This is a genomic window from Frankia umida (assembly GCF_023242945.1).
GTDB classification, from domain to species: domain Bacteria; phylum Actinomycetota; class Actinomycetes; order Frankiales; family Frankiaceae; genus Frankia; species Frankia umida.
Window position 1 is genome coordinate 26985 of the sequence record NZ_JALKFT010000011.1, and the last position, 14394, is coordinate 41378.

A 14394-nucleotide genomic window follows, 5' to 3' on the forward strand; every position below is an offset into this window, starting at 1 on the left:
TACGCCATGACCGATGCGATCGTCGAGATACGCCCCGAGTACAGCTCCGCCGCCGTCGCGGACCTGCGTGACCGGCTGCGGCGCACCCGCTGGGCCGAGTCTGCGACGGTCGACGACTGGTCGCAGGGCGTTCCGGTGGGCTATCTGCGCGAGCTGTGTGGCTACTGGGCCGATGGCTATGACTTCGCCGCCGCCGAGGCCCGACTGCGGGCGTTCGAGCATTTTCGCACCCGGCTGGACGGGTTGGACATCCACTTCATCCACGCCCGGTCGCCGCATCCCGGCGCGCTGCCACTGATCCTCACCCACGGCTGGCCCGGGTCGGTGGTGGAGTTCCTCGGTGTGATCGAGGCGTTGACGAACCCGGCGGACCCGGCGGACGCGTTCCATCTGGTCATCCCGTCGCTGCCCGGCTACGGCTGGAGCGCACGCCCGACGTCCACCGGCTGGGCCCTCCCGCGGATCGCCCGCGCCTGGGACGACCTGATGACCCGGCTGGGCTATGACCGTTATGGCGCGCAGGGCGGTGACTGGGGGGCGATGGTCACCACGAGTCTTGCCCAGCAGCGGCCCGCCCGACTCGTCGGCGTGCATGTCAACATGCCGCTGGTCGGCATCGGCCAGGCTGTGGCCCGCGGCGAGCTCACCGACCTCACCGATGCGGAGCGGGCGGCGCTCGCCCGGCTGCGCGAGTACACCACCTGGGGGATGGCCTACGCCTCGCAGCAGTCCACCCGCCCACAGACCGTTGGTTACGGCCTGGTCGACTCACCGGTCGCGCAGTGCGCGTGGATCGTCGAGAAGTTCCACGAGTGGACCGGCCACGACGGTGATCTGGCGCAGGTGCTGTCGAGGGACCAGATCCTCGACGACGTGTCGGTGTACTGGTTCACCGGCACGGGTGCCTCCTCGGCCCGGCTGTACTGGGAAAGCCTGCGCGAGGTCGATGCCGACGAGGTCGCGGTGCCGTCGGGGATCTCGGTCTTCCCACACGAGATCTTCCGGGCGTCGCGGCGTTGGGCCGAACGCAGGTTCACCGACCTGCGCTGGTTCGGCGAACCGGCGCGCGGCGGCCACTTCGCCGCGTTCGAACAGCCGGCCCTGTTCGTCGACGAGGTCCGCGGCTTCTTCCGGCTCGTGCGCTGACCGGACACCCGCCGTGGCCGGCTACGAGCAGGCGGAGCCGGTGTCGCCCGGATCATCGGTGCGCACCTCGGACCAGTCGAGGCCCTCGAGGTTGACGACGATCGCCTCCTGGGTGGTGCGGGCGATCACGACCAGTGCCTCCACCGACGGGTCGGGGTTCTCCTCGCGGTGCGGTACGTACGGCGGGACGAACACGTAGTCGCCGGGGGACGTCTCGACACGTGTCTCGACCGGGTCATCCCCTTCGACGTTGAGAAAGACGAAGACAGGATGGCCGGCGACCACGTAGATCGCGGTTTCGGACGCGCCGTGGTGATGGTTGCCTGAGGACGTCGACGCGGGCACGTGCGTCTGACCCATCCACAGACTGCGGGCGCCGACGGTCTTGCCGCTGATCGCCTCGCGGCGGCGCATCCCCGTGGTCTGGGTGGTGTCACCGACGAGGCCCGCGGGGGCGACCCGGTGCAGCCGACGGTGGAACGGGTCGATGTCGGCGGGCACCGCGACCCCGCCGGGCGTGCGCACCACCCGGATGGCGCGACCGGGCGATCCCGACAACCCGGCTGACCCGGCGGACGTGGCGGACGTGGCGGACATCAGGCTCCTTCGGCGAGCAGGTCGCGTAGCGCGTCGGCGGCCCGGCGGGTGACCGATTCGGCCAGGCCCGTGCGTGACCACACCGCCAGTGGAAGGGCACCGGGGGAGGGCAGGTCGTCACGGGCGACGAGCCCGACCGGGGTGTGGTGCAACGTCGCCATCAGCGCGACCCCGAGGCCCGCGCCGACGGCGGCCTGTACCCCGGCGAGCTGGATGGCCTCCGCGCCGATCACCGCGGGCAGGCCATGGCGGGACAGTGTCTCCAACGCGCGGGTGCGCAGCGCGCACGGATGGTCGAAGGCGACCAGCGGGATCGGCAGGCTCGCCGCGGGGCGGTGCCAGCCGGGGGCGGCGTACCAGGTCAGCTCCAGATCGCCGACCGCCCGTGCCCGCGGATCGTCGGCCGGGCCGAGCAGCAGGGCCAGGTCGACGCCGCCGCCGTCGAGCCGCTCGCGCAGTTTCGAGCCCCGGTCGATCCGAAACCGGATCTGATGGCCGGCCGGACCGTCCTCCAACGCGGCGCGCAGCGGCGGCAGCACCTGGGCGGCGGCGTGCTCGGTCGACCCGATGACCAGGGTCGCGTCGCCCGCGAAGCCGAAGTCCTCGAGGGTCTCGTCGTGCAGGGCGAGGATGCGGCGGGCCTGGGCGAGCAGTTTCTCGCCGTCCGCGGTCAGCCGGGAGCCGCGCCCCTGGCGTTCGACGAGCAGCCGCCCGGTGGCGGCCTCCAGACGGCGCACATGCTGGCTGACCGCCGCCTGGCTCAGATGCAGCGAGGTCGCGGCCCGCTGGAAACCGCCGCAGTCCGCGACAGCGACGAGGCTGCGCAGGGGGGCGATGTCCAGGGTCCGGCGCATGTTCACCAGGCTACTCGAGAATGCATCACGATCCGCGATGGATCGCCATCATGAAGCATCGTTGGACATACCGCCGCACGCGCCGCATGCTGGGCGCCATGGCCCAGTTGACCTGCGTGTTGCTGACACGTTGTCGCTGGCTTGATTTCGCCCGCGGCCAGGCCGCGCTCTGTCGCTGACCTCCGTGCCCGCCGCGCCGGCCGCCCGAGCCCGCGCCGTTCCTCCGGTGGACGTCCAGACCGACGCCTGAACTGGCGTGTGGACGTCCGTGCTGACGTATGTACAGGCGTCCAGGAAGGTCAGTATGTCCGATTCTACTCCGCATCCCGGCTCGGCTTCGAACTCCGGCTCGGCCCGGCGGCCGGGGCGCACCCTGAAGCTGGGGGCCGTCCTGTTCGGTGTCGGTGGCCCCGGCCAGCACACCACCTGGCTGGATCCCGACATCCCGACCAACGCGAGTGTCGACGTGCGCTGGTACATCGCCCGCGCACAGCAGGCCGAGGCGGCGAAGTTCGACCATGTGTTCATCGTCGACAGCCAGTTCATCACGCCGGACTCGCCGCACCACTACCTGAGCCGGCTCGAGCCGCTGACGCTGCTGTCCGCCATCGCGGTGCACACGCACCACATCGGCCTGGTCGGCACGATCACCACGTCCTACAACGAGCCGTTCAACGTGGCCCGCAGGCTCGCCTCACTCGATCACATCAGCGGCGGGCGGGCCGGCTGGAACGTCGTGACCAGCGGCGACGCGGGCACCGCCGGCAACTACGGCCGCGACGAGCACTACGACTACGCCACCCGTTACGGCCGCGCGCTCGAGCACGTGCGCGTCGTGCAGGGCCTGTGGGACTCCTACGAGTCCGACGCCTTCCCCCGCGACCGCGCGCGCGGCGAGTTCTTCGACCGGACCCGTCAGCACACCCTGGACCACCGCGGCGAGTACTTCGGCGTCGTCGGCCCGCTCAACCTCGAGCGCACCCCGCAGGGTCAGCCGGTGATCTTCCAGGCCGGTGACTCCGAGGAGGGGCGTGACCTGGGCGCCAGCATCGCTGAGGCGATCTTCACCCATGCGCCGTCGCTGGCGCAGGCGCAGGAGTTCCGCCGCGAGATGCGGGCCCGGGCGGCCGCGAAGGGACGCGACCCCGAGCATGTGCTCATCGTCCCCGGCATCTCCCCGGTGATCGCCGACACCGACGCCGAGGCGCGGGCCAAGGACGACGCGGCGCGCGGCGGGCGCAGCTTCGAGCGGGCACTGGCCGAACTCGGCCGTCCGTTCGGCTGGCACGACTTCACCCGCTACGACCTGGACGCACCCTTCCCGGACGTGGGCGACGCCGGCGCGCGCAGCTTCCGCACCCACGCCGAGTCGATCACGACGCTGGCCCGCGAGCGCAACCTCACCCTGCGCCAGGTCGTCGAGCACCAGCTGGACGCCCAGCGCTCGCCGTTCGTCGGTTCCCCGCTGACCGTCGCGAACGAACTCCAGCGCTGGTTCGAGGCGGACGGCCTGGACGGCGTCAACATCACGGTGAACTCGGCGCGCGAGTTCGCCCGCTTCGCCGAGCAGGTGGTGCCGATCCTGCGCGACCGTGGCGTGGTACGCGACGAGTACTCCTCGACGACGCTGCGCGGGAACCTCGGTCTGCAGGTCCCGGCAAACCGGCACACAGTGGCCCGAGCGGCCAGTACTCTCGATGCGGTGGAGGTCGGCACATGGTGAGCCCACCGCAGGTCATCGACTCAGCTCGGCTGCGATATGTGTTCGGCTCGTTTCCCTCCGGTGTGGCCGTGGTGGCCGCGGAGGTCGACGGCGCACCTGTGGGGCTGCTGGTCAGCTCGTTCACCAGCGTCTCGTTGGAGCCGCCGCTGGTCTCGGTGTGCGTCGCGCACTCGTCGAGCACCTGGCCGCTGCTGCGCTCCGCGCCCCGTCTCGGGGTGAGCATCCTCAGCGCCGCCCAGGAGCGCCACGGCCGTCAGCTCGCCGGTCGCGGCGCCGACCGGTTCGCCGAGCTTGACTGGCGCACCACCGACGCCGGGGCCGTCCTGCTCGACGACGCCGGAGGCTGGCTGGAGACGAGCGTCTCCCAGCAGGTCCGGGCCGGTGACCACGACATCATCGTGCTCGAGGTCCATGACCTTGACGCCGATCACGATGTCAGCCCGCTCGTCTTCCACGCCAGCCGCTTCCGCCGCCTCGAGTAGCCGCTCCGGTGCCGCGCCGGGCCGCGCCCGGTTCCGCGGAACCGGGCCGGGCCGGGCCGCTCGCGCGCGACGCCGACTGCCGTGGTCAGCCGGCGAGGGTGGTGACCGAGAGGTCCCACAGGCGGGCGGCGGCCTCGGGGTCAAGGGCGTGGGCGGCGACGCCGTTGCGGGCGGAGAGCATCCCGACCTCGGCCTGGTGGCAGTCCTCGAAGTAGCGTCCGCCCACCCCGGCCAGCAGCGGGGACGCCGCGAGCAGCACCGAGGTGGCCGCACCCTGCTCGGGGCTCTTCCAGCGCAGCGCGGGACCAGTGCCGTCGCCCGCGGCGGCCCTGCGCAGCCGCTCGAGATCCGCCTCGGAGACGTGACGCTGCAGGTTGGTGCGGATGCCGCCGGGCATGAGCGCGTTGACGGTGATCCCATCGTCCGCCCACCGGCGGGTCGCCTCCACGGCGAACAGCACGTTCGCGGTCTTCGACTGCCCGTACGCCGCCCACGGCTCGTAGGGACGGCGCTCGAAGTGGATGTCGTCGAACACGACGGGGGAGCGGTGGTGGGCGCTGGAACTCACCGACACCACGCGCGCCTCGCCGGTCGGGGACGCCGCGGCGGCGGCGGCCAGCGCCGGGTGCAGGCCGGTGGCCAGGGCGAAGTGGCCGAGATGGTTGGTGGCGAACTGCAACTCGAAGCCCCGCGGTGTGCGCAGCAGCGGCGAGGCCATGATGCCGGCGTTGTTGATCAGGATGTCCAAGGGGCCGGCCCAGCCGGCGACGAAGGTCCCGACGCTGGTCGGCTCGGCGAGGTCCAGGTGGCGGACCTGGACCGGCACCGGCGCCTTCAGTTCGGCGGCCACCCGTTCGCCCGCGGCGACGTCGCGCACGGCCAGGGTCACCTCCGCTCCGGCGCCGGCCAGGGCCCGGGCCGTCTCGATCCCGATACCCGAGGCGCCGCCGGTGACGATGGCGCGCCGTCCGGTCAGGTCGAGGCCCGCGAGCACCTCGGCGGCGGTCGACTCGGCACCGAACGGGGTCGTGATCCGGTCGCTCATGCGGCGTTTCCTCCAGAAGATCGGTAAAATCAAGCGGAGGTTCCTCCACTTCGATCGGTCATAACCGGAGGTCCCTCCGGAAGATTCCCGGGAGGTGAACATGGCGGCACGTCCGCTGCGTGCCGACGCGCGGCGTAACCGGGAGCGCCTGTTGGCGGTGGCCGTCCGGGTGCTCTCGCAGGACGGGCCGCAGGTGCCGCTGGAGGCGGTCGCCCGGGAAGCCGGTGTCGGCATCGGCACCCTCTACCGGCACTTCCCCACCCGGGAGGCCCTGGTGGACGCCGCCTACCAGGGTGAACTCGACCGGCTCTGCGACTGCGTCGACGACCTGCTCGTGACGCTGGCGCCCGCGGCGGCGCTGCGGGCCTGGATGGACCGGTTCTTCGACTACCTGACGACCAAGCGAGGCATGGGGTCGGCGCTGCGGGCACTGGTCGCCTCCGGGGGCAATCCCTTCGCACGCAGCCGGGAGCGGCTGACCAGCGCCGTGGCCACGTTGCTGCGCGCCGGCGCGTCGGCGGGCGAACTACGGGCGGACGTCGCCCCGGACGACGTGCTCGTCGCCCTGTCCGGGATCTGCCTGGCCGCCGCCGACCGTCAGGACCGCGACCAGGCCGGCCGTCTGCTCGACCTGTTCCTCGCCGCGCTGCGCCCACCGGCCCGCCGACGATCGCCGCCATCATGATCGCCGGATATCTGCTGTCGGGCCGGCTCGCCGCCGGGCGGGGACGCTACGGCCGGCGCAGCCAGGGAACCATCGGGTAGGGGCCGGTACCCAGCGACGCCCGGGGGATCGCGGTGTGCGGGCGGGCACCGGGCACGGGACGCAACCAGAACCGGTGGGCGATGTTCGCGATGGTCAGGGTGGCCTCGGCCAGGCCGAACGTGTCACCGATGCACTTGCGGCTGCCCCCACCGAACACGGTGAACGCACCAGGCGGGATCTCCCGGGCCCGCGCCGGCAGCCAACGGTCCGGGTCGAAGCGCTCCGGGTCGGCGAACAGCGCGCCACTGTGCCCCATTGCGTACGGGCTGTACAGGACGATGCTGCCGCGCGGCAGGTGCCGGCCGCCGAGGTCGGTGTCCTGCGTGGTCACCCGGGTCAGCACCCACGCCGGCGGGTAGAGCCGCAGCGTCTCCTGAAGGACCCGGCCGGTGTAGTCGAACGCCGCGATGTCGGCGACACCCGGTGTGTCGCCGCCCGAGCGTTCGAGGACGCCCGCGATCTCGGCGTGCACCGCCGCCTCCACCGGCGGATTCTGCGCCAGCACGTGCAGCACCCACCCGATCGCGTTCGCGGTCGTCTCGGTCCCACCGATCAGCAGCGTCATGACCTGGTCGAACACCTCGGCGTCGGAGAGCCGCGCGGCCTCGTCCCCGTCCCGCGCGGCGACGAGGATGGACAGCAGGTCGCCGTGGTCGGTGCCGTCGCGGCGCTGCAGTTCGATGGTTTCGCCGATGACGGCGAGCATCCGGGCGCGGACCTGGTCGAACCGGCGGTTACCGGGCAGGGGGAGTTTCTCCCACCAGTCCACCGGGGCGACCGTGCGCTGGTAGACGCCACGCATGATGATCGGCATGCATGCGGCGACCTCGTTGAGGATGCGCGATTCGGCGACGTCGGTGGCGAACATCGTGCGAGCGGTGATCCGCAGGGTGAGGGAGTGCAGCGCCTCGTTGACGTCGATCGCCTGGCCCGCGCGCCAGGTCGAGAGCACCCGGTCGATCTCCTCGGCCATGAGCTGCAGATACCCGTCGAGGCGGCCATGGTGGAAGGCCGGCTGCATCAGCCGGCGCAGTCGACGGTGCACCTCCCACGGCGCGCTGACCAGCCCGTCGCCGATGAGCAGCCGGACCTTGTCAAAAAGCGGCCCGCCCTTGTCGTAGACCCGGGTGCGTACCAGCACCTCGTTCACCAGATCGGGATGACAGGCCAGATACGCCCGGCGCGGCCCGAGGCTGATCTCGACGAGATCTCCCTGGGCGGGCAGGCCGGCGAGAAAGTCCAGTGGTCGACGCATCAGTGCCGGTGCATGACCAAGGCCAGGAACGCGACCGTCCGCGACGGCGAACGTGTACGAACGGGTGCGTACCTGGTCGCGACCTGGCCGAGCCACGGTTTCGCTGGTCGTCACCACACCACCTAACGGGTACCGATGGCTGCCCCGCCAGTCGGGCGCCCGGCGGCGCCAGGTGGCACCGTGGGCTGGAGGCGTTCCAAGGATCGCACGGATTCCCACGGATCTGGGCGAAATCGCGTCACCGGCGCATACAGATCGACCCAGCCGGACGTCGCGCCGTCCCAGACGAAACCGTCACCGAAGTAGCGTGGTGTGAGGTATTCGAACTCCTGGCTGCCGCCCATGAGCAGGTCCAGCGCGCCGAGATACCGTCGGACGTCGTCACGTGCCCCGAGCGGGCCGGCCAGCAGCTCGTCGCGAGCCCGCGCGTATTCCCGTTCGTGCCACGCCACCAGCCCGCACAGCTGGTCGACCGCGGGCTGCAGCGCGAGCCCGTCATGTTCGACCAGCACCCGCACCACGGTCATCGGATCGTTCTGGGCATGCTCCTTACGCCAGGAAAGCAGATCATTGATGATGATCATCTGGCGGCGGCAGTGGTCGTGGACAGCGGCCAGTTCGGCGACGATGTCGCTCAGATCCACCTCGGCGCCGTATTCGGTCATCAGCTCGATGAAATCGCAGCCAAAACTGTCCAGCCGGACGGCGAGGCAGGTCTCGTAGTCGGGCACCGTGCCGGCGAGCTTCGCGTCGATCTCGGTGGCGCAGCCACGCAGGAACGCCGCGAGGGCGGCCACCAGCCGCCCCGTCTGCGCCCGACTGAGCCCCGTGCTGATCCGCTCCCACAGATCCCGCGCCGCCCGCCCGTACGCGACCTGATCCACCCGCGTCTGGTCGGTCCTTGCCTGATCCACCCGCGCCTGGTCGGTCCTTGCCTGGTCGGGCCGGGTCTCGCCGGGTCGCACCGGGGTGGACCGCGTCTCGTCACCTTGCGGCTGCTCGGGGATGAAGTCGCCGATGATCGCGGCGAAGACGGCGCGGGCATCGGCGAGGTTCGCGCCGAGACCGGTCCGGTCGGAGACGAAGGTGTCTATGACCGTGACGAACTGATACCAGTCGGCCACGTCACGGGCCCGCCGCGCGTCGGCGTCCGGCACCGTGAGCGGACCGTAAAGACCGTTGCGCTGACGCAGAAAGAAAAGCAGCTCGGATTCGCTCGAGAAGCAGTCGGACAGGTATGCGCGCACCCACCCGTTGGATGCGAACTCGATCTGCGCCGCCTGCGGGTGATATCGCCATGGCAACGACCGCGGAAGCTCGGGAAGAAAGAACTCACGCACCGGATCGGACGACGGACCCGCTTCCATCCGCTCCTCGTCTCCTCGCATCTCGGCAGCGCTGGGCAGGGGTGTCGGCGGAAACGGCTGTTATAGGTAGAGGTATCACACGAAGACGGCGTTCGAGTGGAAGAGTGGTGAAAACATTAGATAAGTAGCTGGCAGTTGTCAACCGGATCGGCTTGTGTGGCGCAAGGTGGGTATGCGGTCGAGATGCCATGACGACGGTGCTCCGGCGCGTGTTCGCGCGTACTGCGATCCGACTCACACGCCCACCGCGGACGACCCCCGGTCGCCCGCGCTCCGCGGCTGGTTGGCCGGTGGCACGGCGACTTGGCCGGTGGCACGGTGACGCATTCGTCACGATCGGCGGTGCCGGCGGCGCGTCCGCCACCCCGGCCCGCCCGGCCGAGGGGGGCCACTTCCGCGACCGGCCCGTCCGTGTCGCGTGGCCATGCCGCGTGGCGCGGGCATGCGGTGCCCGCCGCGGCCTCGATCGCGTCCGGTCGAGGCCTGGTGCGCAAGTCGGGTGGTTCGATGTCTCGCCGAGCCTCGGTAATGCCGGATCGCGGCCAGCTGGATGTCTGATATGTGCAGATATAAGTATTTACCTCGTCGCGGCGGTGGCGGGGTGAGCGCTTCGACGCAGCCGAATTGTGGTCAGGACGATGACATGCCGAGGGTTGTTCGAGGATTCAGGGCCCGATTTTCCATACAACCCTCGGCATGTGGCCGTCCAACCCTCGGCATCTGACCGCGGACCGCAGGGTCGGCCGCCGACGGGCGGATCCGCGGGAAGATCGTGCGGGTGCGGGTGCGGGTGCGGGTGCGGGTGCGGGGATGCGGGGCATGGTCACGTCCGCGGGGCGGCGCCGGGATGGTGGGCCAGGGTGAGGCGGTCGCCGTTCCAGCGGCGGCGGACCCACCGGTCGTGGCTGACCAGCACGATCGCCCCGGGATAGGCGGCGAGTGCGGCCTCGAGCTCCTCGACGAGTACCAGGGAGAGATGGTTGGTGGGTTCGTCGAGCAGCAGGACGTCGGCGCCGGCCCCGAGGACCAGGGCAAGCGCGAGGCGCTGCCGCTGGCCGGCCGACGCCCGTCCCAGCGGCACCATGAGCTGCTCGCGGGTGAACAACCCGAAGGCCAACAGCGCCTGCGCGTCCTCGGGCCGGACCTCGACCCGTCCACCGGTGCGGGGCGAACCCCGCCGCGTGGAGTCGGTCAGGGCGGCGCGGCCGTGTGCGAAGGCGGCCAGCAGTGTGCGTTCCGGATGGGTGACCGGGATCTGCTGCGGCAGGTGCGCGATCGTGGCATGCCGGGTGACCTCGCCGCCGTCGGGGACGAGATCGCCGGCGAGTACCCGCAGCAGGGTCGTCTTGCCAGCCCCGTTCGGGCCGTCGACGAGCAGCCGCTCCCCGGCGCCTACCACCAGCGACACCGCCGGCAGTCGACCCGCCACCGTCACCTCCACCGCGCCAAGCAGCGTCCCGCCGGCTGGACTGGTGGTGCGGGCTGGACTGGTGGTGCCGGCTGGGCTGGTGGTGCCGGCTGGACTGGTGGTGCGGGCTGGGCTGGTGGTGCCGGTTGGGCTGGTGGTGCCGGTGGAGTCCGGGGCGCCGGCGGAACCGGCGCTGACGGCCAGGGACGGGCGGGGCGGCTGGGCTGGGCGGGATGGCTGGGACGGCAGGGCGAAGCGCAGTGCTTCGGGGGGTGCGGCGACGGGGTGGTCGAGCAGGCGGCGCAGGCGTTCCTCGGCGTTGCGGACCCGGCTCGCGACCGCCTGCTGCACGCGGTCCCCGGCCAGGCCGTAGGACATCTTGTTGCGATCGGTCGCGGCGCGATGCGGGGAGACCCGGCGGGCCGTGGTCAGGGTGGCCTCCCGCTGGCGGTCGACCGCGGCGCGCCAGTCCGCGTGCGCCTGGGCCTGGCGGGCCCGAGCGGCGGTGTGGGCCTGCAGATATCCCGCGTAGCCGTTGCCGTAGCGGGTCAGGCCGTGGCTGGCCGCGTCCACTTCGACGAGGGTGCCGGCGACCGCCTCGAGGAACACGCGGTCGTGGGACACCAGCGCCGTCGTGCCCGTGCGGGCGCGCAGGTAGGTGGCCAGCCAGGTCAGCGCGTCGTCGTCGAGGTGGTTGGTCGGCTCGTCGAGCAGCAGCACCTCGCGGCTGGCCACCAGCACGCACGCGAGCCGCAACCGGGCCTGCTGCCCACCGGAGAGCGTGGCCAGCGCCCGCTCCCGCGCGAGCCCGGCGAGCCCCACCCCGTGCAGCACCCGTTCGACCCGGGCCGTCGCGTCATAGCCGCCCCGCAGATCGAACATGGTCAGCAACGTGCCGTACTCCTCCAGCACCGCATCCGAGGCGGCTGGTCCGGCTGTGCCCGCTGGTCCGGCTGTGCCCGCTGGTCCGGCTGTGCCCGCTGGTCCGGCTGTGCCCGCCATCATCGCCTCGAGCTGGCGCATCCGGGACGCGATGGCCCGCAGCTCGGCGAGGGCGTCATCGACGGCGTCACCGACCGTCCAGTGGGACGGCAGCGAGGCCTCCTGCGGCAGGTAGCCGACGCCGGCGTCGGCCTGGACGATCACCCGACCCTCGTCGGGCTGTTCACGACCGGCGAGCAGCCGCAGCACGGTGCTCTTGCCGGCGCCGTTCTCACCGATGATCCCGGTGCGGCCGCCGGGCGGCAGGGAGCAGCTGACATCCCACAGCACGCGGCGATGATCGTACGACTTGCTGACGCCATCCAGGGTGAGCTGGGTGGACATACGTGTCCTCCGAGGCGGTACCAGGCGGGACGGCCACGGTGGGCCGTCGGGTCGGCGCCTCAGCGGAGCATCGGCAACTCGTTTCGTCCGGGAGTGGGAGCGCTCTCGAACCTGCCACGGCAGCGTCGCCGCGGCAAGCCGTTTTCCACCCCGGAGCCACCGCTGCGTCACCTCGGGGTGACCGTTCGGGCGCTGGCGGCATGGTTGGGGACGGATCAGCAGTGATAGGTATGATTTCCGCCGCGGATGCGGTGTGGTGGATACCCGATGTTCGCGACCCTGTTCGGCTGAATTCGTATGGAGGAACTCCGTGACCACCCGGGTCGAGACGCTGGAATTCCAGGCGGAGGCGCGCCAACTGCTGCGCCTCATGGTGCACTCGATCTATTCGGACAAGGACGTGTTCCTACGGGAGCTGATCTCGAACGCGTCCGACGCGCTGGACAAGCTGCGGTTGGCGTCACTGACCGAGCAGGAGCTGCGCGTTGACACGACTGACCTGCACATCGACCTCGAGGTCGACCGGGACGCGCGCACCCTGACGGTGCGCGACAACGGCATCGGCATGTCCCGCGAGGACGTCGTCAACCTGATCGGGACGATCGCCCGCTCCGGCACGGCCGAACTGCTGCGCTCGTTGTCCGAGGCGCGGGCGGCGGGTGACACCACGGCCTCGGCGGATCTGATCGGCCAGTTCGGTGTCGGTTTCTACGCGACGTTCATGGTGGCCGACCGGGTCAGCCTGGTGACCCAGCGGGCGGGGGAGCGGACCGGTACCCGCTGGGAGTCCGACGGCGAGGGTTCCTACACCATCGAGGACGTGCCCGACGCGCCCCGCGGAACCGCGGTGACGGTGCACCTGAAGGCCGAGGACGCCGAGGACCGGCTGTTCGACTACACCGCCGACCACAAGATCCGCGAGATCGTCAAGAAGTACTCCGACTTCATCGCCTGGCCGATCCGGATGGCCGTCGAGCGCCCCGCCCCCCTGCCGGACGCCGACGCCGACGCCGACGCGGACGCGGATGCGGATGCGGACGCCGATGCCGCGGGTGAGTCGGTCGCCGCGACCACGATCGAGATCGAGACGCTGAACTCGCGCAAGGCGCTGTGGGCCCGGCCCCGCGACGAGGTCGACCAGGCCGAGTACAACGAGCTCTACCGGCATCTGAGCCACGACTGGAGTGACCCGCTCGAGGTCGTCCAGATGAAGGGCGAGGGCACGTTCGAGTACGAGGCGCTGCTGTTCATCCCGTCTCGCGCGCCGCTGGACCTCTACACCCGGGACGCCCGCCGCGGCGTTCAGCTGTACGTCAAGCGGGTGTTCATCATGGACGACTGCGAGGCGCTGCTCCCGAACTACCTGCGGTTCGTCAAGGGTGTCGTCGACGCCCGTGACCTCTCGCTGAACATCTCCCGGGAGATCCTGCAGCAGGACCGGCGTATTCAGCAGGTGCGCCGTCGGCTGGTCCGCAAGGTGCTGGCGACGGTGCGCAACCTGCTGGAGAACGAAGCCGAGAAGTACCGCACCTTCTGGTCGGAGTTCGGTGCCGCCGTCAAGGAGGGTCTGCTCGACGCGGCCGAGGACAGCGAGGCGATCCTCGAGATCATCTCCGCCGCCTCGACCCACGACCCGGAGCAGACCACGACGCTGCGCGGCTACGTCGAACGGATGAAGGAGGGCCAGACCGAGATCTACTACATGACCGGTGACTCGCGGGCGACCATCGAGAACTCGCCGCACATGGAGGCGTTCGCGGCCCGTGGCTACGAGGTGCTGATCCTGACCGACCCGGTCGACGAGGTCTGGGTCGAGCGGGTCGGCCGCTTCGATGACAAGGTGCTGCAGTCGGTGGCCAAGGGACAGGTGGACCTGGACACCGAGGACGACCGCAAGAAGACGGAGGCGGAGCGGGAGCAGCAGCGCACCGATTTCGCCGCGCTGCTGACCTGGATGGGTGAGCGGCTGCGGGACGAGGTCAAGGAGGTGCGGCTGTCCTCCCGCCTGACGACGTCACCCGCCTGCGTCGTCGGCGACACCTTCGACATGACACCCGCGCTCGAGCGGATGTACCGCTCGATGGGCCAGCCGGTGCCGGCCGCGAAGCGCATCCTGGAGCTCAACCCGACCCATCCGCTGGTCGCCGGCCTGCGCCGCGCCCACGAGCAGGACACCGAGTCCGCCGCGCTCACCGAGACCACCGACCTGCTCTACGACCTGGCCCTGCTCGCCGAGGGCGGCGACCTGCGCGACCCGTCCCGCTTCACCCGCCTGCTCGCCGGCCGCCTGGCCAGCGCCCTGTAGGCGGACGGGGGCCGGCCAGCTGACGCCCGACCACCACCTGGCCGGCCCGCACCCGTCCCGCAGGGCCCTGCACCGCCCCGCAGGGCCCTGCCTGCACCATCCCGTGCGGGCTGGCCCCGC

11 protein-coding genes are annotated in these 14394 nt (G+C 71.2%); 5 read left to right on the plus strand and 6 right to left on the minus strand.

The genetic code is table 11. The features are described 5' to 3' along the window. Positions 1 to 6: 6 nt before the first annotated feature. Positions 7 to 1146 (plus strand): epoxide hydrolase family protein, encoded by a 1140-nt coding sequence (locus MXD59_RS12910; protein ID WP_248824895.1) that lies wholly within the window; start codon positions 7 to 9, stop codon positions 1144 to 1146. A gap of 21 nt (positions 1147 to 1167) precedes the next feature. On the opposite strand, the gene MXD59_RS12915 is transcribed toward MXD59_RS12910, so the two are convergent. Continuing rightward, positions 1168 to 1743, minus strand: coding sequence for a cupin domain-containing protein (locus MXD59_RS12915; RefSeq protein ID WP_248824896.1), 576 nt, complete (start codon positions 1741 to 1743; stop codon positions 1168 to 1170). After that, complete coding sequence (locus tag MXD59_RS12920) at positions 1743 to 2597, minus strand: LysR family transcriptional regulator (protein WP_248824897.1); 855 nt, start codon at positions 2595 to 2597, stop codon at positions 1743 to 1745. Before MXD59_RS12920 ends, MXD59_RS12915 begins: the two co-directional genes overlap by 1 nt. 304 nt (positions 2598 to 2901) lie before the next feature. Here MXD59_RS12920 and MXD59_RS12925 point away from each other — a divergent pair, with 304 nt between their 5' ends. Both MXD59_RS12925 and MXD59_RS12930 read left to right on the plus strand, forming a co-directional pair. Beyond that, positions 2902 to 4320: an NtaA/DmoA family FMN-dependent monooxygenase gene (locus MXD59_RS12925; protein ID WP_248824898.1), complete on the plus strand. Its 1419-nt coding sequence runs from the start codon at positions 2902 to 2904 to the stop codon at positions 4318 to 4320. Further along, complete coding sequence (locus MXD59_RS12930) at positions 4314 to 4802, plus strand: flavin reductase family protein (protein WP_248815728.1); 489 nt, start codon at positions 4314 to 4316, stop codon at positions 4800 to 4802. The genes MXD59_RS12925 and MXD59_RS12930 overlap by 7 nt, the downstream gene beginning before the upstream one ends. 85 nt (positions 4803 to 4887) lie before the next feature. On the opposite strand, the gene MXD59_RS12935 is transcribed toward MXD59_RS12930, so the two are convergent. Beyond that, complete coding sequence (locus MXD59_RS12935) at positions 4888 to 5847, minus strand: SDR family NAD(P)-dependent oxidoreductase (RefSeq protein ID WP_248824899.1); 960 nt, start codon at positions 5845 to 5847, stop codon at positions 4888 to 4890. A 100-nt stretch (positions 5848 to 5947) separates the two neighbouring features. On the opposite strand from MXD59_RS12935, the gene MXD59_RS12940 reads away from it, so the two are divergent. Then, a complete protein-coding gene (locus tag MXD59_RS12940; RefSeq protein WP_248825049.1) occupies positions 5948 to 6532 on the plus strand; it encodes a TetR/AcrR family transcriptional regulator in 585 nt (194 codons plus the stop codon). A 46-nt stretch (positions 6533 to 6578) separates the two neighbouring features. On the opposite strand, the gene MXD59_RS12945 is transcribed toward MXD59_RS12940, so the two are convergent. From MXD59_RS12945 to MXD59_RS12955, 3 genes are all read right to left on the minus strand, one after another. After that, a complete protein-coding gene (locus MXD59_RS12945) occupies positions 6579 to 7982 on the minus strand; it encodes a cytochrome P450 (RefSeq protein WP_248824900.1) in 1404 nt (467 codons plus the stop codon). 8 nt (positions 7983 to 7990) lie between these two features. Further along, entirely contained in the window at positions 7991 to 9235 is a 1245-nt protein-coding gene (locus tag MXD59_RS12950; RefSeq protein ID WP_248824901.1) for a terpene synthase family protein, read from the minus strand. 823 nt (positions 9236 to 10058) lie between these two features. Then, entirely contained in the window at positions 10059 to 11969 is a 1911-nt protein-coding gene (locus MXD59_RS12955) for an ABC-F family ATP-binding cassette domain-containing protein (protein WP_248824902.1), read from the minus strand. A 310-nt stretch (positions 11970 to 12279) separates the two neighbouring features. Here MXD59_RS12955 and htpG point away from each other — a divergent pair, with 310 nt between their 5' ends. Continuing rightward, positions 12280 to 14274, plus strand: coding sequence for a molecular chaperone HtpG (gene htpG, locus MXD59_RS12960; RefSeq protein WP_248824903.1), 1995 nt, complete (start codon positions 12280 to 12282; stop codon positions 14272 to 14274). The last annotated feature ends 120 nt before the right edge of the window (positions 14275 to 14394 follow it).

Bases quoted from the DNA above. Each gene is read 5' to 3' on its own strand.
- MXD59_RS12910 (WP_248824895.1), top strand. From the start codon at position 7: ATGACCGATGCGATCGTCGAGATACGCCCCGAGTACAGCTCCGCCGCC.
- MXD59_RS12915 (WP_248824896.1), bottom strand. From the start codon at position 1,743: ATGTCCGCCACGTCCGCCACGTCCGCCGGGTCAGCCGGGTTGTCGGGA.
- MXD59_RS12920 (WP_248824897.1), bottom strand. From the start codon at position 2,597: ATGCGCCGGACCCTGGACATCGCCCCCCTGCGCAGCCTCGTCGCTGTC.
- MXD59_RS12925 (WP_248824898.1), top strand. From the start codon at position 2,902: ATGTCCGATTCTACTCCGCATCCCGGCTCGGCTTCGAACTCCGGCTCG.
- MXD59_RS12930 (WP_248815728.1), top strand. From the start codon at position 4,314: ATGGTGAGCCCACCGCAGGTCATCGACTCAGCTCGGCTGCGATATGTG.
- MXD59_RS12935 (WP_248824899.1), bottom strand. From the start codon at position 5,847: ATGAGCGACCGGATCACGACCCCGTTCGGTGCCGAGTCGACCGCCGCC.
- MXD59_RS12940 (WP_248825049.1), top strand. From the start codon at position 5,948: ATGGCGGCACGTCCGCTGCGTGCCGACGCGCGGCGTAACCGGGAGCGC.
- MXD59_RS12950 (WP_248824901.1), bottom strand. From the start codon at position 9,235: ATGGAAGCGGGTCCGTCGTCCGATCCGGTGCGTGAGTTCTTTCTTCCC.
- MXD59_RS12955 (WP_248824902.1), bottom strand. From the start codon at position 11,969: ATGTCCACCCAGCTCACCCTGGATGGCGTCAGCAAGTCGTACGATCAT.